Source organism: Saccharicrinis sp. GN24d3, from assembly GCF_052400645.1.
In the GTDB taxonomy this organism is placed as follows: domain Bacteria; phylum Bacteroidota; class Bacteroidia; order Bacteroidales; family Marinilabiliaceae; genus Saccharicrinis.
Window position 1 is genome coordinate 190,239 of sequence record NZ_JBQTGI010000007.1, and the last position, 26,644, is coordinate 216,882.

Sequence of the window (26,644 nt, forward strand, 5' to 3'; positions counted from 1 at the left end):
TTAATAAAATGTGCCAAAAATTTCTGCACATTCAGGAACTCGCATTAACTTTTTTAATCATCACCCTGTGTGTTCTTTATGATGAATAAAGTTAATGGTCGTTTCATATGCTTAAAAATTAGCAAAACCTTTATATCCAGTACAATTTTCAATCTCCGAATCAAGTTCGGAGCAGGCTATTCCACTGTGTGGACTGATTATTTGCTCCGGCCATGCCGGTTTCATAAAATATTATAATTAATGAGTTGAATATTGATTACAACAAGCTTAAGCAATTTATGTTCTTTAGCTTTCAAGATTAATTTCGAATTGTTTGTAATTTTGTTCCGGTTTATAAATAAAAACAAAATGGCAGTTTCAAATAAAGAATATCCGCTTAAAACATATTCACCATTAGAGGAGAAAATTAACATCGGTTCTCACGCTTTAGGGACTGTAGGATGTATAGTTGCACTTGTATTAATGCTTGTAAAAATTGCTCCCCTGAATAACGGTTTATATTTGTTTTCCGTATTAACCTATGGCTTAAGCTTGATTACGCTCTACTCGGCATCTACATTGTTTCATAGCTCAACCACACCTAAACGCAGGTATAGGTTAAATATATTAGATCATTGTGCCATATTTTTATTAATAGCAGGCACCTACACACCATTTACGCTAATAGTCTTAAAAGGAAATATAGGATTATTAATTTTTGGAGGAGTATGGTTTGCGGCCATTTTAGGAATCACCTTAAAGTTTTTCTTTACCGGTAAATTTCGACTATTATCGACCATTATGTATGTGTTAATGGGATGGATGGTAATATTCGCCATTAAGCCATTATACAACAATATGCATGTTGAAGGTTTTTGGTGGTTAATAGGCGGAGGCGTAGCCTACACTTTAGGTGCTGTTTTATATGCCATCAAAAAAATTGCGTATAATCATGCCATATTCCACCTATTCGTTTTATTAGCGAGTGCTTGCCATTTTATTTGTATTTATTTTTATGTGATTTGAAAAAATTATATGCGTATTGTTTCAGACGTATTTTTTATACTAACTATTAAAAATGTAATGAACCTAGTAATCTCAAAGTTAATCTCAACACATCCATTAAAAAACAATTTGGTATAAAAAACTACTTGAATTTTTCAATTTATCGTTATTATTGCACAAACTGCATGCAATCTAATAATGATAATTGGGGATAAACATATTCAAAAAATAGCGAAGGGAGATATAAATGTCTTCCAGCAATTCTTTGAGGCTTTTTATCCTTCGTTATGCAAGTTTTGCTTCGATTTCCTTAAATCTACTGATGTTGCGGCGGACATTGCCCAGGATGCTATGATTAAATTCTGGCGTAACCGAGAAACACAGAAAAGTATCAAACAGGCCAAGGTCTATCTTTATACCATTGCTCGTAACGACTGCATTAACCAAATTAAGCATAATCAGGTTGTTGAGGAACATCAGTTCAAATACTCCGAAAATACAACATTTATCCTCAATAGTTATATCGAAGATGAGGTATTCGATATTCTGGAGTCGGCGGTTAGCAAGCTTCCTGGACAATCACAGAATATCATCCGTTTAGCCCTAAAAGGTTTAAAAAATAATGAAATCGCCGAAGAACTAGATATAACTGTTAATACCGTTAAAACCTTAAAGAAATCGGCCTATAAAAGTTTACGGGAGCTGTTGAAAGACCGCGTATTTGCTTTATTAATATTGTATTTTCATTTGTTTGGATGATTTGGGTTAATGTGCATGGTTAAATGGTAAAGAGACAAATTAAAATATTGGTTTAACATTTAATAAGGAAACATCCCGGGGCAGCATTTACAATTCGAAATAGAAACTTCGCATTAGAATACAACTTACCAAATATCATTAGCTAAAAGTTGAAAACTAATAGTTATCCGCTAAATATTTAAACATTTTTTACACCTGTACTCACCCACTTTTATTTTTAACTTGTACATATAAACAAATGGCACTATAATGGACAACTACAATATAGATAGCAAACAAATCATTCAACTTCTGATAAAAGAAATATCTGAAGGTTTGAGTGTGCATGAAGTTGAACAACTTAACGACTGGATTAATGCTTCGCTTGAAAACAAGGCACTATACGAAAAGCTTTATTCCGAGGAGTATAAAAAGCAAAGAAGAGATACGATTAACCAATTTGATGCTAAGGAGGCCTGGACGTCTGTATTAAAAGAGATAGAGCCAAAACAACGTCGAATTCTTCCTCCTCAATTTTGGCAATATGCCGGTGTGGCAGCTTCTATCATTTTACTGGTCGGACTATTTTTAGTTTTTAATATGCCCACATCAGAACAACCGTCTGTAACAGCATACGAAAACATAAAGCCGGGAACCAATCAAGCCATTTTAACCCTGGCAGATGGAAAGCAAATTGAACTTAACAAACTGGATACCACCATAAATGTTTCCGGCGGAGGAATCAATATTAGTGCCAGCAAGGTTTTATATACGGCAGATAGTAAAACTGCTAACCAACCATTAGTCTACCATACTTTACAAACACCACGTGGAGGGGAGTACAACCTAACCTTAGCCGATGGTACCAAAGTATGGTTAAACGCCGATTCTAAACTTCGTTACCCTGAAAGCTTTACGGCAGATAACAGAACGGTTTACATGGAAGGTGAAGCCTATTTTGAGGTAGCAAAGTACAAAAATAAACCGTTTTTTGTGCGTTCGGGAATTAACACAGTAAAGGTATTAGGAACAGAGTTTAACGTACGTTCGTATCCCGAGGATGCAGATACACGCATCACTTTATGTGAGGGTAGCATACAGTTAAATACGAAAAACGCTCAAAACATTCTCACGCCCGACCAACAAGCTATTATTAATGCTACATCACAGGAAGTAGTTATACAACAAGTAGATTCGAAACTCTATACAGCCTGGAAAGATGGTATGTTTATGTTCCGGAAAGCAAAACTGGATAAGGTTATGAACGACTTGTCAAGATGGTATAATGCCAACCTGTTTTATACCAATATGGATATTAAAAACACAGAGTTTTCATTATATATGAACCGACAAGAAAATATAAAAGACGTACTTGAAATGTTGGAAGCAACAGAAGAAGTAAGCTTTAATATCGAAGGCAATAATATTATTATCAGCCCGAGTTAAGTAGGCAGTTCTCAGTTGGCAGTTGGAGCGAAGAGACATCCCGGCACAAATAAGTAATTTATATATTGACGGGAAGGCAATAGTGGACTAAGAGATGAGAGGTGAGATTTGATAAGAATTCGGTATAGGATCCGTGCAGAACCAAGAGTTATTAATGCTGGGATCAAAATTTAACCGAAGATGCACATAGAGCTCCAACGGAGCGTGTTGTAATAGCCTAGGGTGAAGCACAGCGCAGCCCTAGGTAGAAGGCAGAAATATAACCGACGCATTACCAAAGTAAGAATATATACAAAATTGCTTTGCGTCGGAAATTATATAGGATTGATTCAACATAAAAAAGAAAAAGGAGGTGTTACCAGCACCTCCCAAAATAAACTAAATCAAGACCAATTACCAGTTGGCCTTAATATTAATCTAAGCAATAGTAAAAGTATGAAAAAAACACGAGATCAACTCTCTCCGCTTATGCGGAAAGGGAAAAAATGGATTAGAGTTATGAAAATTACCTCACTCTTGTTATTGTTCGGTTTCTTACAAATTCATGCTACTGTAGTTTCGCAAGGAAACACGGTAAGTATTTCGGAATCCGATATTAGTTTGGAACAACTTCTTTGGAAAATCCAGGATAAATCAGACTTCGTATTTGTATTTAGCCAGGAACATGTAAAGGAGCACACCAACCTAAATGTGAACCTAAACGGGGAACTGGATGAAGTATTGACTCAAATACTTGCCGATAAAGGTTTAACATACGAGAAAAAAAATGATGTGTATGTTATTAAAAAAGCAGCTCCTGTACCTGCTGTTCCTCAACAACCTAATACCATTACCATCAAAGGAAAAGTAACCGATGAAAAAGGAAAGCCATTACCCTTTGTAAACATTTATATTAAAGGAGATACCAAAGGAGTAATTACCGACAAGGATGGTAAATACGCTATAGAGGTAGAGGAAAAACAAGGTATGGTTTTGGTAGCTTCATTTATTGGATTTGTAAGCCGTGAGTTTGAGGTGTCTGGACGTACAGAAATCAACCTGATGCTAAAAGGCGATATTGCCGATTTAGATGAGGTAGTGGTTACAGGTTATCAAACTATCGACAGAGAAAAAATGACAGGTAGTGCAGTAGCTATTACCGCTGATAAAATGAGTAATGTGGGTTTTACCTCTATAGAAGATGCTTTGGACGGAAGCATTGCAGGTATGAACATTGTTGCTTCAGGTAGACCTGGTGAAGATGCCGATATTCAAATACGTGGTGTAAACTCTTTTACAGGTAATACCAACCCCCTGTGGATTGTAGATGGGATGCCTATGATGGGTAGTGTTCCTGAGGTGAGTGATGGTAACTCCTTAAGAGCTGAAGCTTTGACTTCGGGTATTGGTAATATTGCACCTGAGGATATTGAGTCGATAACCGTACTGAAAGATGCTGCCGCTGCTGCTATTTACGGAGCTCAAGCTGCTAATGGTGTAATTGTAATTACTACCAAATCGGGTCACTCAGGTAAAACCTTCTTCAATATTACCTCCAACATGACGGTTACCGAAGCGCCAGATCCGGAACTGTATATGATGAACTCAGCCGAGAAGGTTGATTTTGAGCGTGGATATAACGAGGACTATGGCACCTGGGCTTCTAGTGGTCGTGCAGCAGATATTTACAGAGCCTTAGATCGTGAGAGTATTAGTCAGGCAGAAGCTAACTTGATGTTAAATGAATTGCGAAACACAAATACTGATTGGTTTAAGGAAATTTTCTCTTCGGCTATTAGTCAACAGCATTCATTGAGCATGAGTGGGGGAAATGAAAAAACGCAGTATTACGTGTCAGGTAACTTTTTAACGGAAGAAGGTATAGAGCCAAACAACCAATACGACAAGTTAGGGTTGAATATGAAAATTACCCATAACCCATCCGATAAAATCAGAATCACTTTTGGTTTAACCAGTAATTTACGTAACACTACCGAAACAGCAAGTATTATCAACCCATTACAGTATGCCATTTATGCCAATCCTTATGAAAAGCCTTATAACGAGGATGGGTCGTATGCATATGATATTACGTATAACGGAACAATCTCTACCGCAGCAGGTGATGATTATTTCAGACAGTTCAACATATTACAGGATTTAAATGAAAACACGCAGGATTCTCGTTATATGAGTTCTGATATGAATTTGAAGTTTGAATATGAGTTTCTGCCAGGATTAACTTATAATCTTCAGGGAGCTTACAATATCAACTCTAACAATACTTCGCGGTATGTTATTCCTGGAACGTGGACTGACTATAAACAAAGCTGGCACCCTGCGGTATCAACTGAATTTACTTACGATTTGTTAGGGGGTAATCTACGTGAGTCAAGCAGTAAAGGGCACGAGTATACTTTCCGTAATACCTTGCAGTATATGAGAGAATTTAATGGAGGGCATTATGTAAGTTTGTTTGGAGGGCAGGAAATAAGAAAAACCTTACAAAATACTTTCTACAACTTTTTCCCGAATTATGATGCTGATCACCGCCTGGGACAATATCCCGATTTAGATGGTTATGAGGCAGATATATTAAGTTTGGCTGCTTTGGGGGGTACTGGTGAGTACGAAAACAAGTTATCATCGTTCTTTGCCAATGGTACTTATTCGTATAACGACCGCTATGTGGTAAGTGGGAGTATCCGTTACGATGGTTCAACCATTATAGGTTCCGATAACCAGTTTACGCCGCTGTGGAACGTCTCGGGTCGATGGAACGTACATAATGAAGGCTTTATGAGCGGAAGTATTTTATCGTTATTGGCATTAAAAGTTGGTTATGGTTATACAGGAAGCATCGATAACAGTGCTTCACCATATTCAATTCTTTACTATTCTTCAGGAGGTAAAAGATATGATGATGAGTTGACTCCGAGTTCGCTGGCTTATCCTAGTATGAACCTGAAATGGCAAACTAAAGAGGATAAAAATATTGGAATTGAAGCTGGGCTTTGGAAGAATAAAGTGCAAGTAGGTTTTAACTACTTTGATAACTCAACCGAAGATATTTTGGAAAACAAAAAGCTGGCAGCATCATCAGGTCGTACAACCATGATGGCTAATGTGGCTTCTATTTCCAACAAAGGTTATGAGTTTGATGTTACGGCAACCCTTTTAAGCAGAAACAATTTTAACTGGATGGTATCTGCTAACGTAAGTATTTTGGATGATGAGATTACAGATTCTTATTACCCAAGTATAGATAAAATATCGGCTAGTTCGGCACATGCCTACGTGGTAGGTTACCCTGTTAATGCCTGGTATGGTTATAAATTTCATAGCATCAATCCCGATGATGGACATGTATATGCCATTGGAGATGATGGAGAGCCTTTTGATTTAGAGGTTGGACAATATGGAGGCTCGCCTGTTGACTTGCCTAAGGCTTCTTATTTAGGAGATTTAACACCAAGTTATTATGGTGGAGTTACAACCTCTGTCAGATATAAGCAACTTACTTTAAGAGCTTCCGGTGATTTTAAAGGAGGACATAAAATACTGTCTTTTGGATCGAACGATGTATATACCAACCCACGAAATAAACCTGAATACCTAAGTGATATCTGGGGACAAATTGGTGATGTAACAAATTACCCAGGTCTTGATATTTTTACGAATCCTCTTGATGAATATATGTTTGATACCGAGTTGGAAGATGGAGATTACTTTAGAATAAATATGATTAGCCTGGGATATCTGTTTAAAACCGATTTTGTAAACAGAATTGGTATGCAGAGTGCCCGGATAAATTTCAACGTTCGTAATGTGGCATCATTCTCAAAATACAAAGGAATCGATCCTGTTTTAAATGGTGAATTGGGATATCCTAATACCCGTAAGTATACGCTTTCGTTAAATATTGGATTTTAATTAATTAAAGCTAAAAAAATGAAGAAGATATTATATATATTATTGGTGTTTGCATGGGGATTATCTTCGTGTGAAGACTATTTAGAGGTAGAACCCAAAAATCAGGTTGTAGTAAGCACTTACAACGATGTAAAAGCTACGATGGGGTCATGTTTGGCAATTTATACAAAAGGTAATGATTTTGGGTATGGACAACCATTTTATTCAGACCCTGATAATTATAGGATTTTTACTTATTATTCAGGAGTGCTGGATGATACAAAATACTTGAGTAATTGGTGGGGTACCAATCATCGCAGTACTTTTCATTCTTCATTACAATGGTATAATGAGAGCCTTCATCCGGAGTTATGGACTAACCTATATTCTGGTATTGGTTTTTTCAATAATGTATTATACGATTTAGGTGAAGTAGATGTAACAGAAGATGAAGCTAACTTGATAAAAGGGGAAGCAAAGTTTTTAAGAGCCTGGTATTTATATAAACTAATGCAGTATTTCTCTCCTTATGGCAATAATAATTTGGGCATCCCTGTAAATTTAAATGCCGAAGATGTGTTGTCGTACGATGCAAGCAGAAAAACACAAGAAGAAGTTTATGCTATTATCATAAGCGAGCTGGAAGAGATTTTAACATATAGCACTGAACCTACTAGTTTCAGCCTTTTCTACGATAAACAAATGGTCAATGCGCTATTAGCTCAGGTTTATTGGTTTAAAGGTGGTTCTGGAGCAGGCATGGAAAGCGATTACGACAATGCCATTAAATATGCTCAAACAGCCATGCTAGGAGAAGAGTTAGCTTCTTTATCGGAATTTGGTAATATGTTTAAAATAGATGATAATGGTACAAGTAAAGATAACTCGAATGCATTGTTGGTTTGTACTCCCTTTGGTTATACGCACTCGTCTTTATTTACAGAGGTAGTTTGTGGATATGCTGCTTATGGGATGAATAATTTTGCCAGTGAACGTTTATATAGTCTTTATTCTAGCGATGATGTTAGAAATGCATGGGTTAATAGTATTCCTGGCGATCCTGCTGATTTTTTTGCGCCTAAATTGGGTGCCATAAATAAGTTCTCGAATTTACAAGGGCAATCATTTACTTCATTTTTCTTTTTCCGTATTGCCGATTTACAATTAATTATTGCTGAATCGTATGCCCGTAAAGGTGATAATGCAAGTGCTGTTAGTGAACTTGAGAAGTTTCAAATGAACCGTTATAATGGTTACGTGAGTTATACAGGAAGTGATGTTTTACAAGATATCCTGGACGAACGAACTAAAGAATTTTGTTTTGAGTACGATAAAGTGTGGTTAGATATGGTAAGGACAGGAAAAGGATTTACCCGCCCTGCTGTTGACTTAACCGAAGAAGGAACAACGTATACGTTAGAAGATAATGATTATCGTTTAACACAGCCTATACCTTTGGTTGCGGAACTGGAAGAAAACAGGATTGAACAAAACCCAGGTTGGAACTTTAATTAAAACTTACAAAGATGAAGCAAATAATTATATACATAGCAGTTATGCTCGTGGTTCTTGTTGGGTGTGAGAAAGAACCATACGATAGGTTTACAAACGAATATTCGGCAGAGGATATTACAAGATTGGTATTGAGTACGAATACCACGCACTTGTTTGCAAATGGTACAGCTGAGGTTGAGTTTACAATTGATGCTTATTTTACAAAGGATTTAAGCGTAAAGACCGTAGTTGGTATCGAAGTGGTTGACACTATTTATAAGGATAGTGAAGTAAAATATAAAACCAGGAATATCCCAGAAGGGATAGAGATATTCTCGGCTGATGGAGAAAAAATAGAGGATTTTACATTTTCAACTACGGATGTAAGTACTGGCTCCATGGAGTTTTATGCTAAAGCTTTAGATGTTGAGAGTCCTGCGGTATCTGTAATTGTAGAAGAAGCGCCAAGCGAAGATTTTGAAGAGGTGGTAATTCCTATTGTATTTCACATGGTAGAAACAGATGATTACAAATCCATGTTTAAATCTTTCGATCAAGAAAAAGTTGCAGGAATAATAAACCAACTAAACAGTGCTTTTAGTAATACAGCCAAAGCAAACGCTCCGCACTCAGTTGATTTAAAAGTGCGTTTTGAGTTGGCAACAATTAACCCTCTCGGTAAAGAGCTTGAAGAGGCAGGTATCAACTGGGTTCAACTGGGGGATGTAGCAACGGATGAAGCATATACATATGTAAAAGAAAATTTAATGTGGGATCACAACTCCTATTTAAACATTTGGATTTGCCAATGGAATGATTGGGCATATTGGGAAGATCCGTTAACATCTTCACCGTCGCATATCACAACCGATCCAACTATACTACCAGGTTTAAATATGGTTCAGGTAGCAGAAGGTGATCCTATTGAAGTAACCGATCCAGCTGATATAGGTATTATGTATGCTCCTCAGCATTTTAGCGAAGGAGAAGTAATTATTACATCAATTGGTAAGTTTTTGGGATTACTGCCTACAAGGTATTTTGTGCCCAATTGGTGGGAGCCTCCATTGATTATTGTGGATGATGATGTGGATTATTGTGCAGATACTTATACGCATAGAGATGCCATTGATATCTGGAAAACTACCTACCCTAATGATTTAACCATTAAGTCGGTTAATATTATGGATGAAGAAACCATCGGTAGTGTTGTTTCATACCACCAGGGGCAAAGGGTAAGAAATGTACTTGAATACTGCCCCCTAAGAAGTTGGGGAAATTAGTACTTGACCTTTTCGAATCACGAACATACAAGAATCACAGTTTTCTTGTTGGCTCGAATTAATTCTTATTAAAACATAATTATAAATTAATACCATTGGTTCTTCCCTTTGCTCCGGAGAGCAAGGGGAAGTACACCACCAAAGGTGGTGGGATGGGGATTTATAAGTTTTCCACAACCACAACTAAAAATCTAAAAAATACTATGTCAAATTATATTAAAACACTTGCTGTTATAACACTTGCTGTTATAACACTTGCCGTGCTTTTTTCATGCACTCCCAAACCCAATACATGCATTATAAAAGGTCAACTTACTGGTGGTGATGGTGAATTAGTTATCTATCCATACCAACAAGTCCATTCTAAAGAAGAGGCTGACAGTTTAAGTTTTAAAACTACGATTGTAGATGGTAAGTTTGAACTTGAGCTGGATGCTGAAATAGCAAACAGAAACATGTATGTTACGCAGGGAAAAAACTTTAAGCGGTTAGCTTTCTTTTCGGAGCCTGGAATTATTACCGTCTCAGAAAAGGATGGTAATCTGGTAGCGGAAGGTTCTAAGGTAAACGATAACTACCAGAATATCATGGAAGAGCTTGATTATTCTACTTACCAAAATATTCAGTATAAAAAACAATTATCTCCTGATGAGAAAAAGGTTAAGGATGGTTTTGAAGCTAAACTTTGGAAAGCAGCAAAAGCTTACCCCAAGAGTATTCCATTAACGTACTTTTTCTTTCAAAAATATTGGGGAGCTGACGTAACAACCCTTAAAAAAGTATTGAATACTTTCTCTAAGGATATTCATAACAGCTATTACCTGAACGATTTAAACGAACGTTATAAAACGGAGTTGAAAACAGCAGTGGGTCAGCCAGCACCTGAGTTTAATTTAACATCGCTAGATGGAGAAGAAATATCTATTAGCAAATACAAAGGTAAATACTTGCTCATTGATTTTTGGGCCTCCTGGTGTGGACCATGCCGTAAAGCAATTCCAGGTGTTAAAGAAGTTTATGAAGAGTATCATACAAAAGGTTTGGAGATAGTAAACATTTCAACGGATGCTGAAAAAAAAGCGTGGCTCAAAGCCGTTGAGCAAGAGCAAATGCCATGGACCCAGGTAAGGGATACAAATGGTGTTTCGGAAAAATACAATGTAACAGCTATTCCGCATATCCTATTAATCTCGCCAGAAGGAAAAATATTGGCCAAACAAATGCATGGAGCCGAGAAGATTAGGGAGGCGTTAAAGGAAGCAGGATTGCAGTAAGCAGTAACCCAGTGGTGAGTATTGAGTGCTTTATCAAGATGTAAATGCCATACAGACAAAATATTAACATATATATTAGATAAACGTTTGAAAAATAACGAATGGAATTAACGATTAGGTTTGAAGCATATTTACTACATAAAACCAGGTATTAGTTTGTGTATTTATTTTTATTGTAAAGCCTCTGCAATGGCAGGGGCTTTTAGGGTATTAGCAAGGAGTTTTAAAACTTGATTTTTCATTAACCTTAATTAACCTGGGGAGCTGCATTATTAACCAAACGCTAACCTAGTTTCCTACAATAATTCAATTACTTAGCAGGTAATAAAACTGTAGATATGTGTTATCCGCGAATGTTCTTCCGCGAATAATGACCAACCTAAAAATCTAATAGAGAAAAGTTAAAAATAGATTGAAGATTTATAATTCGTATTAACACAAAAGGCAATGAAGAAAGCACTATTAATAATTGCTGCTGTCATATTTAGTGGCCAATTATTCGCACAAGGAATAGATTTCGAACACGGAACCTGGGCAGAAGCAAAAGCGAAGGCAAAAGCAGAAAACAAACTCATTTTTGTTGATGTTTATACCGATTGGTGTGGGCCATGTATGCGTATGGCTGCCAGTGTTTTCAAAGATTCAAAAGTTGGTGAGTATATGAACAGCAACTTTATTTCATTGAAAATTGATGCTGAAAAAGGCGAAGGTGTTGATTTTGCTAAAGAATATGAAGCTAAAGCATTTCCAACTTTACTTTTTATAAATGGTGATGGAGAGGTTGTTTATAAATCGGTAGGTGGAAAAAACAGTGAAGAGTTTATTGCCATGGTAAAAACAGCTCTTGATCCGGCCAAACAACTTTCTAGTTTAGAGAAGTTATATAATCAAGGAAATCGCGATAAAAAAACAGTTCTCGCTTATATTGCTGCTTTAAAAGAGGCATACAAAGACCACACTAAGGTAGTTGCTGAATATCTTAACGAGATTGGAGAGAAAAAGTGGGATTCAAAAGTAGTTTATGAAATTGTTTCAAAATACCTGGATGATTATAAACTTCCTGCCTTCGAATATTTCGTAAAAAACAAAACTACTTACGAAAAACATGCAAGCAAAGCTGATATTGACCTGGCGATTTTTACCGTTTTCAAAATGAATTTTATAAAAAGGTTCAACACTGAAGGTAAGGAAATAGTGGATGAAATTAAAGAAGCCGCAAAAATAACAGGTGAAACAATGCATACACATATTTCAAACTACTTTGCAACCGCTTTAGGTAACGATTGGGGTAAAGAAGACTTCCGTAAAATTGCCGATAGTAATATAATGGCTTATTCAACGGCCTGGGAAATAGATAAGTATATCAATATTATGCTTTACGAAAAAAATCCTGCAGATATCCCTGAGGAATTAAAATATGCTGCTAAATGGTGTAAAAGGGGTATTGAATTGGAGGATAATATAACTTGGCATGCCAAGTATATCGATATTCTTATAAAGCAAGGTAAAAACGCTGAGGCAAGAAAACTGCTTCTTGAACTTTTACCAAAGGCTGATAAAGAAATTGAGGCATCTTCAAATAAAGCCAACGCAATGGTAACCTGTGCAAGAGCTTTTATAAGAGGAGATTTGGGCAAGATTCCTGAAGCAGGTCAAAAAGCAGAAGAATGGATTAAGGAAGCTATAAAATCGGATGATTCATTTATTAATAATACTATTTTGTTTTCAGCATTGAGTGTAAATGAAAAACAAGATGAGCTTAAAAAGGCCTACGAAAAATTAGAAAAAATGGCTAAAAACGATATGGCTAAAAACTATGTAAAGTCTCTATATACCTATGTTAACGGCACCAACAAATAAATAATTTAAAATGAAAAAGATTTTATCAACGCTTAGCATGTTAATGCTGGCAATTATGGTATTCGGACAAGGAATTGAATTCGAACACGGAACATTCTCCGAAGCTTTGGCAAAAGCAAAAAATGAAAACAAACTAATTTTTATGGACTGTTACACTACCTGGTGCGGGCCATGTAAGCATTTGGCAAAAAACATTTTCACCCAAAAAGAAGTTGGCGATTTCTATAATAAAGAGTTTGTAAACGTTAAAATGGATTGCGAAAAAGGTGAAGGTCCGGCTCTAGCTAAGAAATATGGTGTAAATTCATATCCAACATTGCTATTTATAGATGGAAATGGAAACGCTGTTCACAAACTGGTTGGTGGTATGCCGGCCGAAGATTTAATTGCGGGTGGTAAAGCAGCCTTAGATCCTTCAAAACGAATTGGAACATTGAAAGCAAAGTACGAAAGCGGGAATCGTGATCTTGAGTTTCTGATGACCTACCTAAAGGCTGTAAAAGCACAGTACGATAAAGAGTCTATGGAGAAGGTGGCTAGAGATATTATCAAACAAACGTCTCTTGAAAAGTACATGAACAAAGAACAGTTTTTTGTTATTTCGTCTGCAAATTATCCATATGCCTCAAAAGAGTTCAAATATTTGTTGAAGAATAAAGACAAGGTAAAAGAAGTATCAGATGATTACGGATATGCAATGTTATTTGTTGGTGCTTATATGACACATCTCCAACAGTTTTCAACCAAATGCATGAGTTTGGAAGAGCTTAATACCGAAATTGAAAGATGCTATAATGAATTTCCTGACGATTATATAAAAGGAACAAAGGAAATCCTGAAGTATAGTTTTTACATTGCCAACAACCAAATACAAACCTGGTATGACGTAAAAATTAAGGAAGCCGAAGCATTAAAAGGTGAAGAAAAATATATTTACAATTACCACAGTATTTGCGACGAGATTTTAAGAACTCCTAAGTTGGCAGAATCAAAAGATATTGTAGCAGATTTTACTAAAAGGGCACAAGGCTTTGCTGCCGATAAAGAAATTGGAATTATCATGGGTAATTTAATGTTGGCTAAGCTTTATCTTCATGCTAAAGAAAAAGAAAAAGCATTAGCTTGTTTTAATCTCTTCTTCGAAGAAAACGGTAAAGCAGGGGGTAATAATACGCATCCTTCTGTTGGTAATCTAAAAACAGCAATAGAAAGTTTGTAATAAAACAAATATGTGTATTTAAAAAGCGAAAATCCCTGGCAGCAATGTCGGGGATTTTTTGTTAGTCGGAGTGCAACTATAACCGTTATCCTAAAAGTTGCGTCACGACTTGGCCAATAGTCATCTGGTAAATGGTAAAATTTTAGTAGTATAAACTTTTTCCAAAGTTTTAAACTTTGGAAAAGATAAAATGAATGGCTTCAATCCGCCAATGGAAGAGTCATCGTCCCCAATTAAATAGCTCACCAAGGCAATTGACTTAGCTTATTGAGCGATGGAAAGGTAACACTAGCCAATTGTTGACTTCAATTACCCAATTGAGCCAATAAAGTATCCCAAAGGAAGAGGCATGTATGGTGATGGAAGGGATAGCTGAGCCGGTTGAGATATAAAAATGCCCCGATGGGAGGGTATAACCTGCCTCGGGGCTAGTAAAATCAATGGGTCAATATAGCGTTCCTAAGAAAACTTATACCGATATGTTAATGATCTTATCTTTGTTGTATTAAATAAAAAAATTGGCGAAAGGTTCTTTTTTTATTTCGAATACTAAGATCATCCTTATAGTGATTTGTTTATTAGCTTTCCATTTCTTAAACCGGTAACATCCATTGCGGAAGAAAATTCCCAATCGCTTGCTTTTGATACCAACCTTGCACTTAACGGGGTTATTCAAAATATAATTATAACATATTTGAGGATATTGACGCTCGGGTCTACGATGCCAGCATTATACCCAATGATTTCTGCAGGGTATCAGTCCTTGTTTTTTCACTCCGAGTGCGACTGCGAGTCGCGCCCGGAGTAGTAGAATCACACTTCGAATTACTAGTCGCTCCCGGAGTATAATAAGCAAACTTGGCTTCTAAGCTATTCACCAACACCATCAAGTGAAAATGATTAGGCATTAAACACCAGGCTAAAATATCGCAAAAAGGTAAAATATTTGTGGCTATCTTTTTTAAAAAGAACAGGTAATTATCCCGGTTAAAGAAAATATTATTCTTGTTGTTACTTTGATTGTAAATGTGATAAAGGTGTCCGGTTTGGAAATCCATGATTAAATATTTAAAGAACACCTTTCAAATTAAGCAATTTTAGTCCTGGATGCAAGTATTTTATCACGGTTACACCACTCCTTCAAATAGATATTTCTAATGGCACCTGTGGTTTTCCAGGTGGTGATACCAAAAGGACAGGATAACCGTACCTCGGGGCGTATATCCAATTGTCTTCCTTCGTAGGCAAAGTCAATAGCCATACTCCCGTTAATCCAGGCCTGAATTTTTTCTGAAGTTACTTTGAGTCTGATTTTATACCACTCATTCGTGTTGAAGGTCATCATCGAGGTGGTTTCGTTTTCGGATCCATCTAATCCATCTATGGTACTGAGTCCTAATACCACACCCGCCCATCCTCCTGCAATAAACGAGCAAAAATCATCGTTAACAGGGAATGTCAACCCACAAAAGAAATCGTTCCCGGCAATGCGGATCGCCTCCAAACTTACCTCGTAATTAACCTTAGGAAAGTCGTTTTTCCAGGTAATACCGGTGCAACCATCACCCATTCCCAAAACTATTTTTCCACCTGATATATAAACTTCGCCCTGGGGCCCAAAATTGGTGATATCCCAGTTGGTTAGCCCGTTACCGTCAAAAAGCCGAACACTTCCGGGAATTTCCAGGTTGATGTCCGGGTTAGTCGCTTGTTCACTTGTGCCTTTATTGGTTTTCTGTTTGCAATTCATAAATACAAAGGCAACAGAAAGAATTAGCATTACATTAAGGAAACGCATCGCGAGTGTTTTATTCAAAGATACGAATCAAATACAAAGGATTAAACTAATATTTTAATGCATTTTTATTGATAAACCTGCATACCCTAAAAACAACCGAGGGCTTCGTTTAATACGAAGCCCTCGGTAAGATTTTTTAAACATCATTTACGATATAGCAATCATCTTGGCAGGTTTAGGCTTCACCTCATCGCGCTTGGGCAATGTAATGTGAAGAATACCGTCCTTGTAGTTGGCTTTAATTTTATCCACGTTTACCGTATTCTCTGCCACGGTAAATGACCTTTGGAATGCTTGATAGCTGTACTCCTGTCTGGTCACTTTGCCCCGTCTTTTTTCTTCCTTTTCATCTTTATGTTCCGATGAAATAGTCAATCTGCCATTGTCGTAATTCACTTTAAAATCATTCTTGTTCATTCCCGGTGCTGCTACTTCAATGATAAACTCATTGTCGTTTTCTGTTACGTTAACTGCAGGGACGGTAGTACGTGTGCTAGAATAGTTTGCACTATTCCAATCCATCAAATCATTCTCAATAAATCTATCAAAGATTGAAGGAAATGATGGAAACCAGTTGTTACTTAATTTTGCAAGTGTCATGATTAAATCCTCCAAAAATTTTAGTTAAACATTTAATTTCAACTATGATTTTTTCAAAGAGTATACCATTTCAATATTAAGCTAAAAATCAGTCATATTGTCTGAATACCAACATTTTAAACTGTCATTTATTCAGTTTGACTGACTTTTTGTACAAAATGATTACGTGTCGAGGGTTTTGCTCAAAGCGAAGTCTCGGTTTAAGCGAGGATCAAATCAAATAAGCAAATAAATCATGTTTGTTATTCAAGTACTCGCCAAAAAAGTTTTTGGTTCTCATCCGCTCCAATAAGGGCTCAAAATCCGATTTGTCTTTTAATTCGATACCGACCAGGGCAGGTCCCTTTTCGCGGTTGATTTTTTTGGCGTATTCGAACAGAACAATGTTGTCGGTAGGTCCCAGGATATCGTTTACAAACTCTTTTAAAGCTCCTGGCCGTTGCGGAAAACGAACGATAAAGTAATGTTTCAACCCCTCGTAAAGCATGGAGCGTTCTTTAATTTCCTCGGTTCGGGTAATATCGTTGTTGCCGCCACTGATAATGCAAACCACTTTTTTACCTTTGATCTGCTGCTGGTATTGCTCCAAAGCAGCCACCGATAAAGCCCCTGCAGGCTCAGCCACGATAGCTTCATTGTTGTACATCTCCAAAATCTTGGTACATACTTTTCCTTCGGGTACCAAGAGCATATCGTCCAGGTTCCTTTGGCACACCGGAAAGGTATAATCACCTACCCTTTGAACTGCGGCTCCATCCACAAACTTATCTATTTCGGGCAAGGTTACTATTTTACCGGCCTTGATAGATTGATACATGGCAGGCGCTCCTTCCGGTTCTACACCAATAAGCTGAACATCGGGTCTGTTCAGTTTAATGTAAGCACTTAACCCGGCCGTCAGCCCGCCTCCTCCTACGGGTATAAATACAAAATCGACATCAGGTAAATCTTCCAGTATTTCAATACCAATTGTTCCTTGTCCTTCAATTACTTTGGGATCATCGAAAGGGGGAATGAGGGTCAAGTTATTATCTTTGCTGAACGTGAGTGCTTCCCGGTTGGCATCATCAAAAGTATCTCCCGCCAGCATCACTTCAACCCATTCTTTACCTAACGTTTTTACCCTTTTAATTTTTTGCCGGGGTGTGGTTGTAGGCATAAAAATAATACCTTTCACTTTTAGTAAAAAACAGGACAATGCCACTCCCTGTGCATGGTTTCCGGCACTGGCACAAACCACACCTCCGTTAATCTCTTTTTTTGGCAAAGAGGCCATTTTGTTGTAGGCCCCCCGTATTTTATAGGAACGTACCACCTGTTGATCTTCACGCTTAAAGTAAATATCAGCCTCATACTTCTCCGAATAGGTATGATTATATTCCAACGGAATTCTTTTAATTACTTCCTTTAAACGAGTAGCTGCATCTTGTATATCTTGTAATTGTGGTATGTACATTGTCTTTTTCTTGCTCATCATCATTCATTGATTGTCTGTTATCCGGCAGACGATATTTTTGGATCTTCTTCAATTAACCCGTCCTAAAGGGGGTTCTTACGATGTATTTATTTAATCGGATGCATGGGTTTATACCAAGAAAATCCCGTTCTCGGCGCATTCCTTTCGCATCGTATCGGGCCAGATGCTGGATTGTATTTCACCAATATGTGCTTTCTTTAAATAAAACATACACAAGCGGGATTGTCCTATTCCTCCTCCAATAGAAAGCGGCAACTCTCCTTTAAGCAGTCTCTTATGAAAAAGTAATTCTTTACGTTCAGGGCATCCTTCAATTTCCAACTGTTTTACAAGTACCTCAGGGCTCACCCTGATGCCCATGGAGGATAACTCAAAGGAACGTTCCAGAACCGTATTCCAAACCAAAATATCGCCGTTTAACCCTTTGTTACCATTTTCAGAATCGGATGTCCAGTCATCGTAATCCGGTGCCCGGCCATCATGTTTTTCTCCATTCGATAGTTTTCCCCCAATGCCCAATATAAATACTGCACCATGCTCTTTTGCAACTGCATCCTCTCTTTCTTTTGGCGTAAGATCAGGGTATTTGTCCAATAAATCCTGCGTGTGAATAAAAGTGATTTCTTCGGGTAAAATAGGTTTGATATCGGGATACCGCTCAAAGACAATAAACTCGGCCCGTTTCATCACCTCATATATTTTTTTAACGATGTGTTTCAGGAAGTCGATATTGTATTCGCCCGGTTCTATATGTCGTTCCCAATCCCATTGATCAACATATAGGGAATGTATGTTTGTTAATTCTTCATCGGGTCGGATGGCGTTCATATCGGTGTACAAACCGTAGCCTTTTTCAATGTTATAATCGGCCAGCATCATACGCTTCCATTTAGCCAGGGAATGAACCACTTCTGCCACCTGGTCGTTAAATTCCTTTATCGGGAAAGCTACCGGACGCTCCGTGCCGTTTAAATCATCGTTAATACCGGTTCCCTTCATCACAAACAAGGGAGCGGTAACTCTTCTCAACCTTAATTCCGAAGCTAGTGAACTTTGAAAAAAATCTTTCACCTCTTTTATTGCATGTTCGGTCTGTTTTAAATCCAAAAAGGATTTATAATTCTGCGGTATAAATAGTTTTGCCATGGCTTAAATAATTTGATAGCTAAAGATAGTTATTGATATTACAACACTATTCATTTCATTGATATAAATTCAATACGTAACAAAAGAAACCACATAACTACTCCAAAGTTTTTGCTAACTTCAAACATCAATTCTAATTAACTTGAAAATCGTTAAACTCAATATAATCATTGAATCCATCCAAAACAGTTATATAGGATGTTTGGTTTCCGGTGAGGATGAAAATATAAGACTATCATATTCAGCGGATGACGGTACAATGTCATTTCTGCAGGATAACCATCTTTCACAGGTGCTTAGCGCCAACAAGTTTCAATTTTATAAAGTGCTCAATTCAGCGATCAGTGGCGATATGGAAGTGGGTCAGTTGATTAGCTGCGTTTTTATTGAAGGTTTTAACTTTTTAAGTGAAGATGATTTTTCGAAAAGGTACTTAGTCATTGACCGGCGTAGCCATAAATTGGTTATCACAGCGTAAGACACAGAAACGGATGGTTTCCACAAACTATATGCAGATGGATGTTTTCTTAGCGAAACCGGACAGTCGGGTTATGGCGGATTTATAGAAAAACATCAGGGTAAGCGAAAAGTATACAGCCGTTCTTTCGCCAACGGTAGCAGCAACCTCATGGAATTATTGGCGGTAATTGAAGGCCTCGAACTTTTAAATTCATCAGATAAAATACAGGTAAACACGGATAGTCGGTTTGTTATTCGTGGACTGGTGCAATGGGTTCACTTCTGGAAGCATAACAATTGGCAAACTGCACACGGTAAAGTCATAAAGTTTGCGGAACACTGGCAGCATATCGATCAGCTTTGTGAAGGAAAACTGATGGAATTAAAGTGGATCAAAGGACATTCCGGGCATAAGGAGCAGGACTTTTGCCATCAGCTGGCCAAAAAGGTGGCGCTAAAGGGCCAATAGTCAGTGGTGTTTTTGTCGGTTGTAGCAAAGCAACATCCTACTACCCGTATCTTATTTCGGACGGAAGGTCAATTGTGATTGGTTGCTGTATGAAATAATCTCCAATTGGTCATCGGAACTCATCCCAATGCCAATTCGATTAATAATTTATAAAGCTTACTTAAACACAGTAATGTAAGATCTTTTCAATCGGGCTTTCCTCGATACGGCTGATGCCTGCCGCCATTATGGAATTTTTCAAATTCCTAATGGCAGTTCCCGGATAATAATACTAACGTCATTTAATAGAACTTGATTTAACCCGCAATATGCATTAGAAATTCTATTACCCATTGAAATTACTTTAAAACAAGGCACTTCGTTGCATCACTTCAACTCTCCAGAACGATGCTATGCCTCGTTTCAGTAATGCCTTATTTTATTGTAGTTGCCATGCTCATGACGAACCTCCAATACATAATCCGGGTTTAAAAAAAGAGGCCTGTTAGCCCCTTTTTTATGTACTTCTTATTTCCCTCTTCACAAACAGCAAATAGGATATCACAAAACAAATAACTGTTAAGGCGATAATACCTATGATTTGAGGCCATACCAGCATCATGCTTTGCCATACAGGTATTGGGCCCGGAATGGCTCCCCTAACCTGTTCCATGGTTAAGGGTCCCACACTTCTTACCGTGGGAGTCAAAAGCACATTGGTGATTTCGTTAAATAACTGGTTGGGTGCCAGCTGGGATATATTCAGTTTCATTCTTTCGCCAGCAACGGACAGGTTTCTGCCGGCAGGAACGAGCATCTTAAACACAACACCCACCAGCATATTATAAAATATGGAAAAAAACAGCCATACGGATATCCCGGTCAAAGCGGAGGTAGCCGGCTGAACAAACTTAATGGAGAACAAAATAGATAAATTCAGCCAAAAAGCCACGTAAACAATGGCGGCCAGCGTGAACAGGACGATTCGCATAAACTCCTCGGGTGTTGGCGGAATACCAATGGCTAACAAGCCAATTCCCATCACCAAAAAGCTCAGTGTAAAAAACAGTAGGCTAATGATGCCCAACGAGGCGGTAAATTTGGCATTGATAAAGTAGTCTCTAGGAATGGGCTGAGACAATATCCGGCTAACCGTACCTTTGTTCATCTCTGAATTAACTGCGTCAAACCCCATACCTATGCCCAGTAACGGCCCTAGAAAACCCACAAAAACAAAAAACGAAGGCAGTGTTCCGTCCGATACCGTATACAGCTTTAAAAAGACAAAAACATCATCCGCCTTACTGGTTTTTATGGCTTCAGCTATATTGGCCAGAGCCGTGTACATGGAACCTAAACAAGTGAGGGCTATTAGCGCGACCAGAATAATAAACCGCCAACTTTTTATATGGTCGGCCATTTCTTTGTGCACCAAAACCTTAAATGCATCCGGCGCAGATTCCTTTTTGTTCCGTTTAAACCAATTCATCTCGGCTGATCGTTGATTGAAGATTTCGTTAGTTTTTATCATCATCACCTCCCTCAAAATATTTGTTGTAAATATCGTTTAAGCCATATTCCTTTTTCCGTAAAAAAGTTAAATCAAAGCTGGCATCTATAATCATTTTAGCCACTGAGGCACTCACATCCTGCACGCATGCTAAGGTCAACAAATCATCGTTATATTTTACTTCTGCAACTCCATCTATATTTTGGATCGAAGCCCTGAGTTTCCGTATGTTTTCGGCCCATGTTTCGTGGTTCGAACGCCACTGCACCCCGGCTTGAATTTCCACAGGGCTTTCAGAAAACAACTGGGAAGATAGGCTTTCTATATCACCAGAGGCAATCAGTTTTCCTTTCACAAACAAACCTACCCTGTCGCATATATGCTGCACCTGGTGCAAGTGGTGAGACGAGAACAATACCGTAATCCCCTGGTTTTTGCTTAAATCGCGAATTTGTTCCAATAATTCACTCATTCCCCTTGGGTCCAGCCCCAGAGTGGGTTCATCAAGAATAATCACCTGTGGTTTTTTAACCAGTACATCGGCCAATCCCAGGCGCTGTTTCATGCCTCGCGAATAAGCCCCCGCTTTTTTATCTCCTTCCTGGGCTAAACCCACCATTCCAAGTAACTCCTCCACCCTTTCTTTGGCTTGCTGATCAGGTATTTGGTTCAGCCGGGCTGTAAGCATCAGGTTTTCAAAACCCGTCATATGGTTATAAAACCCAACATCCTCGGGCAGGTAACCTACTCGCCTTTTAACCCGAATAGGTTCATGCTGGGAAGAATGCCCACAAACCTGCACACTTCCTGCCGAGGGCTGGGTCATCCCCATCATCATGCGGATTGTGGTTGATTTTCCTGCACCATTCGGCCCCAGCAACCCGAATATCTCACCCTTTTCGATTTGCAGATTCAGGTTATCGACTACGGTTGCTTGTTTATATTTTTTGGTGAGTGCTTCAATTTTAACAACAGGAACAGCCATGCTTACCTCCTTCCGTATTTACGAAACAAAAACGCGATACTCCCTAACGCAAGGAAAATCACCAGGATTCCCATCCAGCCCCAGATAGCCGGTGTTTTTACACCCATCCTAAAGGAGATCTTTTCTGTTACTTCGGGTATCTTAGCTGATATATTGCATACATAGTCGCCCGCAATGGATTTTTTTGCCGCTTTTATAGTAGCTTGTACTTTTGCGCTTTTCCCCGCAGCAATACTTTCAATTTCCGAAGGATTAAATGTAACCTCCCAACCCGAGGGTTTTGATGCGCTTAAAGCCACTTTGTTCAAAGAACCTGAGCCCGTGTTTTTTACCAGGAGTTCCACCGTTTCGGTACTTCCTGCGGTTATATTGCTGCTTAACAAACCGGTGGGCGTGGTTAACTCCATTTCGTAGGTACCTTCAATTACCACTTCCAGTTCTAAATCGGCACTACTAAAGTTATTGACCGCTTTTACGGGTATCTTATAGGTTCCGGCACTGATGCTGTGTGGGGGCTTAACCTCAATGCTGACATCTTTTGACGCATTGGGCTCAATTTCAACCGATGTAGCTTGTTTGTAATTGGGCTTAAAGGTAACACGCCAGCCACGCGGAGCAGCACTGCGCAAAGCATAAAGTTGTTTTTCCCCGGTTCGGTTTCGTAGGCTTGTTTTAAAATTAAAATCCGCTTTTGAATGGCCTTGCATATTGGCCTGTTCGGTGGTGAATTCGGTTTTGTTGCTTCCTTGCTGAGCTACATTTACCACCAGTTGCAGTTTGGCCGATCCGGCATAAACCGTTATGGGATAATTGCCTTTGTTCACCTTTAAAGGAACTTCAACCTTCAATTTGAGGGTTTGCTTATTGTCTGGTAACACGGCTATCTGCTTAATGTTGTAAGCGCCTGAATTTAAGCTATAATCCCAGCTACCGGGTATTCCCCGAACCGATAAATTGCAGAGCTGCGTTTGTTCGGAGTGATTGATGATTTTTAAATCGTAATTAATAGATTCGCCGGGCGGAACAGAAATTTTGGTGTTGGTGGTATATACTTCAACCTCTCCGGCTGCCAATATTGGCTGGTTTAACATTGTCATCATCCCGAAAACAGATAACAACAACAAAAAAGAATATTTTATTCTCATGATTACCTATCTTAAAAGTTTACAAAATGTCAAATGAACTCGTTAAAGGGTTTGGTTTGAAAAAGACAGCTTTTTATCGAAATCGTTAAGCAGTTTGCTCTTTAACCTGCATAATGTATTACCGGTAGATAATGAGCATTTAAAATACCATAAAACAAGGAGCTGCTGAAACGAGGCACAGCACCGCTATGGCGAGTTGAAACAACTCAGGGAAACGCCTTGTTTTGAAATAGTATAATTGCGTAACAGTATTTCTGATACATATGGCGGGTTTAACTAATGATTATCGACTTAATATCCCCTATCCCCACATCTATTTCCGGCTGCCGCATCCTACGGCGAAGTAGTAGATGGGGTACTTCCCCCGGCCTCAGGGCTAAGGGAAGAATCGTTTTACATATATGATGATAGAAAAATTGATTACTCCTCTAATTCTGACTTGGACACAAACAACTTGGAAAAGTTAGCATCCTTGTTTTCTTTGAATAAGCTGCCTTGGTTCTGATTTGATGTCATCGTAACCTCATCGCTTTGAACCAAAGCTTTAATCTCGGAAATAGCCATTTGTTTATCCTGAATCTGCACGGTATGGGTATACATTCCGGGGATTTCATCCGTAAAGGAAGATCCTCGCAATGAAGTAATCCTACCCAAATAATCGGCTACTTTGGCTGAATCCAATGCAACTCCGTCACACATCCATGTATCCTCGTTTTTAACCATGGTAAAAGAACTGTCTGCGGGATAGGTAAAGGTTATCTTGCTCAAATTGCTTTTATCCACTTTGAGGAGTTGCTTATTTCTAAAAGCATTTACATCGCGGTTGATGGAACTTCCCAGAAATCCCTCCACGGCATACACCTCCGTATCATCTCCCGATCTCACATAGGTGGTCATCGTACCCTGCGGCCCCCTGTAATACGGGTTTTGCTGCATCATCATGGCATTCTGATTAGCCTGACGGTACGAGAATTTTCCAATATAAATAGAGGCGAGCTCTTCACCGTTGTTCATCAGTTGAACTTTGGATGAAAGAGAATCGGTTAGCTCAAACTTCTCCCAGTTGTCCTTGCTTCGTGAAGCTAAACGAAGTGGTTTAAGCGCATTTACCTGATTGATTAATCCGGTTATCACCCCGGCATCTCCGTTATAGTTTTTGCCGTCGGCGAGCACCCTCCAGTTATCACCTTCCTTTTTTAGTTCTATCTTTTCACCGTCAAGCATTTTAGGATAAACGACAACCGTATTTACATCCCCGGTATTTACTTCGAAAAGTACGCTTTTTAAGGTATTCACCCCTTTGGATTGATCTACAAAATGAGTAATGACCACCATGGCCAGCAGCACTCCAAAAGTAATGCCTAATGTTTTAAGGTTGGATTTTCTAAACATAGCTTTCCCCCTTTCTTTTTAATCTGATCAGTTTTCTTCTTTGGTTTCTGTAAATTCCTATGCCCAGTATTATCAGGATGGGCAGCCCAAAGTTGGCCCATTTCAGTACTTGCTTGTCTGCATCGTCAATTTGATCCAGCGGGCGCATTTTAACCTGTTTTGAGCGCAGTTGAATCAAGCCTGTATCATCACTCATAAAGTCGATGGCATTAACCACAAAATTGGCGTTATCGGGTTGCACCTGTCGCATTTCCTGTCCTGAACCATTGATCGCCAAATCGCCGTCTGCCACCACCACTAATTTATTTTTATTCGTTTCAACCATAGCGGCCACGGGAAGCTTCGACATGGGGAAGTCATTTTCGTCCCATTGTCTTTCAATATTGAAATAAACAGGTGTTGGCTGGGTGGTTGATTTTTCCGAAGTAAATACCAGGGGTGTATATGTTTGAGTGCTATCGCCCGAGAAGCTAACGGTACTTCCAAATTGCAGTACCATCGTTCCCAGCCCCTCTGTTATGGGGTGTTCCGCAAAGTTTGAAAGAATGGGCAGGTAAGGGAAATTAATTGGTCTGTTAACGGTGAATATCCCCTGACGCTGCTGAACGTTTACAGAACCGCAGTTTACATCCATCACAAAATTTTCTTCCACTTTAATTCCTTTTTTCTCTAACCATTTGCCCAGGCCGGTATACTTTGAGAACCCCATCCCCTGGTTGAGTTGTGCATCCACTTTGTTTACCGAAACAAAAATATTTCCGCCTTGTGCCAGGTATTCATCCACAATGGCCAGATGTTCTTCCGGTACGGTATCCTGGGGATTTATCCATGCAATGGTTTTGTATTTGCTGAGGTTAACACTGTCGGACAACTCAACTTCTTCCGAAACATATAACACATCCAAACCTTGCGTAACCTGCATCATTTCCTGCAAGCCGGCTTCGCCATGTCCACTAATAAAACCAATGGCCGCTTTTTCCGGTACCGTCATTTTTTTGATGGCAGTCGTCAAGGCATATTCCATTTGAGCGCCGGGCTGGATAAATGGTATGGTCTCTGATTCCTCACCAATTTGAATAACTGCTCCCATATAGGCTTTCTTAGTAATAGACTGATCTTTTTCGCGTGCTTCGATCATCACTGTTTGGATTCCTGCTTCCACCGCTTTTTGTTCCATTTGCTGATCCTCATTTGGATTCACAAACTCATAAACAACTTGTCTTCCGGAAATAGAGGAATATTCCGAAAGAATATCCCTGAAATCGTTTCTTAGTTGATCGAACTGAGGTTGAAGTCCCTCCGAAAAATAGGCGGTAACGGTTACAGGCTCCGTAATCCCTTCCAATACATCCTTCGTCGTTTCGCTCAAGGTATATCGCTGATCTTCGGTAAAATCCAGGCGTAAAAAGAACCTGTTGGCCAGGATGTTAATCAACACAATAATACCCAGCGACAACAGAATATAGTATTTTAATTGACTCTTTTTAAACATAGC

At 38.7% G+C, this 26,644-nt stretch carries 20 protein-coding genes and 1 pseudogene; 11 read left to right on the forward strand and 10 right to left on the reverse strand.

Translation table 11 applies throughout. From position 1 onward, the window contains the following. Positions 1-348 precede the first annotated feature (348 nt). The 9 genes from trhA to ACT29I_RS10425 all read left to right on the forward strand — a co-directional run bounded on the left by trhA (position 349) and on the right by ACT29I_RS10425 (position 14,189). Positions 349-1,005, forward strand: a complete 657-nt coding sequence (gene trhA / locus ACT29I_RS10385; RefSeq protein ID WP_430932452.1) for a PAQR family membrane homeostasis protein TrhA — start codon at positions 349-351, stop codon at positions 1,003-1,005. Between the two features lie 177 nt (positions 1,006-1,182). Next, positions 1,183-1,743 carry an RNA polymerase sigma-70 factor gene (locus ACT29I_RS10390; protein WP_430932451.1) on the forward strand — a complete coding sequence of 187 codons (561 nt, stop codon included), beginning with the start codon at positions 1,183-1,185 and terminating at the stop codon, positions 1,741-1,743. Between the two features lie 249 nt (positions 1,744-1,992). Continuing rightward, positions 1,993-3,168 carry a FecR family protein gene (locus ACT29I_RS10395; protein ID WP_444793378.1) on the forward strand — a complete coding sequence of 392 codons (1,176 nt, stop codon included), beginning with the start codon at positions 1,993-1,995 and terminating at the stop codon, positions 3,166-3,168. A 435-nt stretch (positions 3,169-3,603) separates the two neighbouring features. After that, positions 3,604-7,080, forward strand: a complete 3,477-nt coding sequence (locus ACT29I_RS10400; RefSeq protein WP_444793379.1) for a SusC/RagA family TonB-linked outer membrane protein — start codon at positions 3,604-3,606, stop codon at positions 7,078-7,080. Between the two features lie 18 nt (positions 7,081-7,098). Next, positions 7,099-8,574: a RagB/SusD family nutrient uptake outer membrane protein gene (locus tag ACT29I_RS10405; protein WP_430932448.1), complete on the forward strand. Its 1,476-nt coding sequence runs from the start codon at positions 7,099-7,101 to the stop codon at positions 8,572-8,574. 11 nt (positions 8,575-8,585) lie between these two features. Continuing rightward, positions 8,586-9,836, forward strand: a complete 1,251-nt coding sequence (locus tag ACT29I_RS10410) for a hypothetical protein (RefSeq protein WP_444793380.1) — start codon at positions 8,586-8,588, stop codon at positions 9,834-9,836. A 203-nt stretch (positions 9,837-10,039) separates the two neighbouring features. After that, positions 10,040-11,110, forward strand: coding sequence for a redoxin domain-containing protein (locus ACT29I_RS10415; protein ID WP_444793381.1), 1,071 nt, complete (start codon positions 10,040-10,042; stop codon positions 11,108-11,110). Positions 11,111-11,557: 447 nt separating this feature from the next. Next, positions 11,558-12,970: a thioredoxin family protein gene (locus ACT29I_RS10420; protein WP_444793382.1), complete on the forward strand. Its 1,413-nt coding sequence runs from the start codon at positions 11,558-11,560 to the stop codon at positions 12,968-12,970. Between the two features lie 10 nt (positions 12,971-12,980). Then, positions 12,981-14,189, forward strand: a complete 1,209-nt coding sequence (locus ACT29I_RS10425; RefSeq protein WP_430932444.1) for a thioredoxin family protein — start codon at positions 12,981-12,983, stop codon at positions 14,187-14,189. 716 nt (positions 14,190-14,905) lie between these two features. Here ACT29I_RS10425 and ACT29I_RS10430 read toward each other — a convergent pair. The 5 genes from ACT29I_RS10430 to asnA form a co-directional block, all read right to left on the reverse strand. After that, positions 14,906-15,247, reverse strand: coding sequence for a hypothetical protein (locus ACT29I_RS10430; RefSeq protein WP_444793383.1), 342 nt, complete (start codon positions 15,245-15,247; stop codon positions 14,906-14,908). Between the two features lie 29 nt (positions 15,248-15,276). Continuing rightward, the gene (locus ACT29I_RS10435; RefSeq protein WP_444793384.1) at positions 15,277-15,987 is read right to left on the reverse strand and encodes a 3-keto-disaccharide hydrolase; all 711 of its coding nucleotides are present in this window, start codon (positions 15,985-15,987) and stop codon (positions 15,277-15,279) included. Between the two features lie 147 nt (positions 15,988-16,134). Then, positions 16,135-16,587: an Hsp20/alpha crystallin family protein gene (locus ACT29I_RS10440; RefSeq protein ID WP_430932441.1), complete on the reverse strand. Its 453-nt coding sequence runs from the start codon at positions 16,585-16,587 to the stop codon at positions 16,135-16,137. Between the two features lie 211 nt (positions 16,588-16,798). After that, positions 16,799-18,043: a threonine ammonia-lyase IlvA gene (ilvA, locus tag ACT29I_RS10445; RefSeq protein ID WP_430932440.1), complete on the reverse strand. Its 1,245-nt coding sequence runs from the start codon at positions 18,041-18,043 to the stop codon at positions 16,799-16,801. A gap of 129 nt (positions 18,044-18,172) precedes the next feature. After that, the gene (gene asnA / locus ACT29I_RS10450; protein ID WP_430932439.1) at positions 18,173-19,210 is read right to left on the reverse strand and encodes an aspartate--ammonia ligase; all 1,038 of its coding nucleotides are present in this window, start codon (positions 19,208-19,210) and stop codon (positions 18,173-18,175) included. A gap of 142 nt (positions 19,211-19,352) precedes the next feature. On the opposite strand from asnA, the gene ACT29I_RS10455 reads away from it, so the two are divergent. After that, positions 19,353-19,688, forward strand: a complete 336-nt coding sequence (locus ACT29I_RS10455; protein ID WP_444793385.1) for a hypothetical protein — start codon at positions 19,353-19,355, stop codon at positions 19,686-19,688. A gap of 39 nt (positions 19,689-19,727) precedes the next feature. Continuing rightward, positions 19,728-20,138, forward strand: a pseudogene (locus ACT29I_RS10460) (ribonuclease H family protein); the annotation flags it as partial. Positions 20,139-20,634: 496 nt separating this feature from the next. Here ACT29I_RS10460 and ACT29I_RS10465 read toward each other — a convergent pair. From ACT29I_RS10465 to ACT29I_RS10485, 5 genes are all read right to left on the reverse strand, one after another. Next, entirely contained in the window at positions 20,635-21,606 is a 972-nt protein-coding gene (locus ACT29I_RS10465) for an ABC transporter permease (protein WP_430932437.1), read from the reverse strand. Positions 21,607-21,634: 28 nt separating this feature from the next. After that, on the reverse strand, positions 21,635-22,612 hold the full coding sequence (locus ACT29I_RS10470; RefSeq protein ID WP_430932436.1) for an ABC transporter ATP-binding protein: 978 nt from the start codon (positions 22,610-22,612) through the stop codon (positions 21,635-21,637). A gap of 2 nt (positions 22,613-22,614) precedes the next feature. Further along, positions 22,615-23,757 carry a COG1470 family protein gene (locus ACT29I_RS10475; protein WP_430932435.1) on the reverse strand — a complete coding sequence of 381 codons (1,143 nt, stop codon included), beginning with the start codon at positions 23,755-23,757 and terminating at the stop codon, positions 22,615-22,617. A 420-nt stretch (positions 23,758-24,177) separates the two neighbouring features. Then, on the reverse strand, positions 24,178-25,149 hold the full coding sequence (locus tag ACT29I_RS10480) for a DUF4340 domain-containing protein (protein WP_444793386.1): 972 nt from the start codon (positions 25,147-25,149) through the stop codon (positions 24,178-24,180). Next, positions 25,142-26,641: a GldG family protein gene (locus ACT29I_RS10485; protein ID WP_444793387.1), complete on the reverse strand. Its 1,500-nt coding sequence runs from the start codon at positions 26,639-26,641 to the stop codon at positions 25,142-25,144. Before ACT29I_RS10485 ends, ACT29I_RS10480 begins: the two co-directional genes overlap by 8 nt. Positions 26,642-26,644 lie beyond the last annotated feature (3 nt).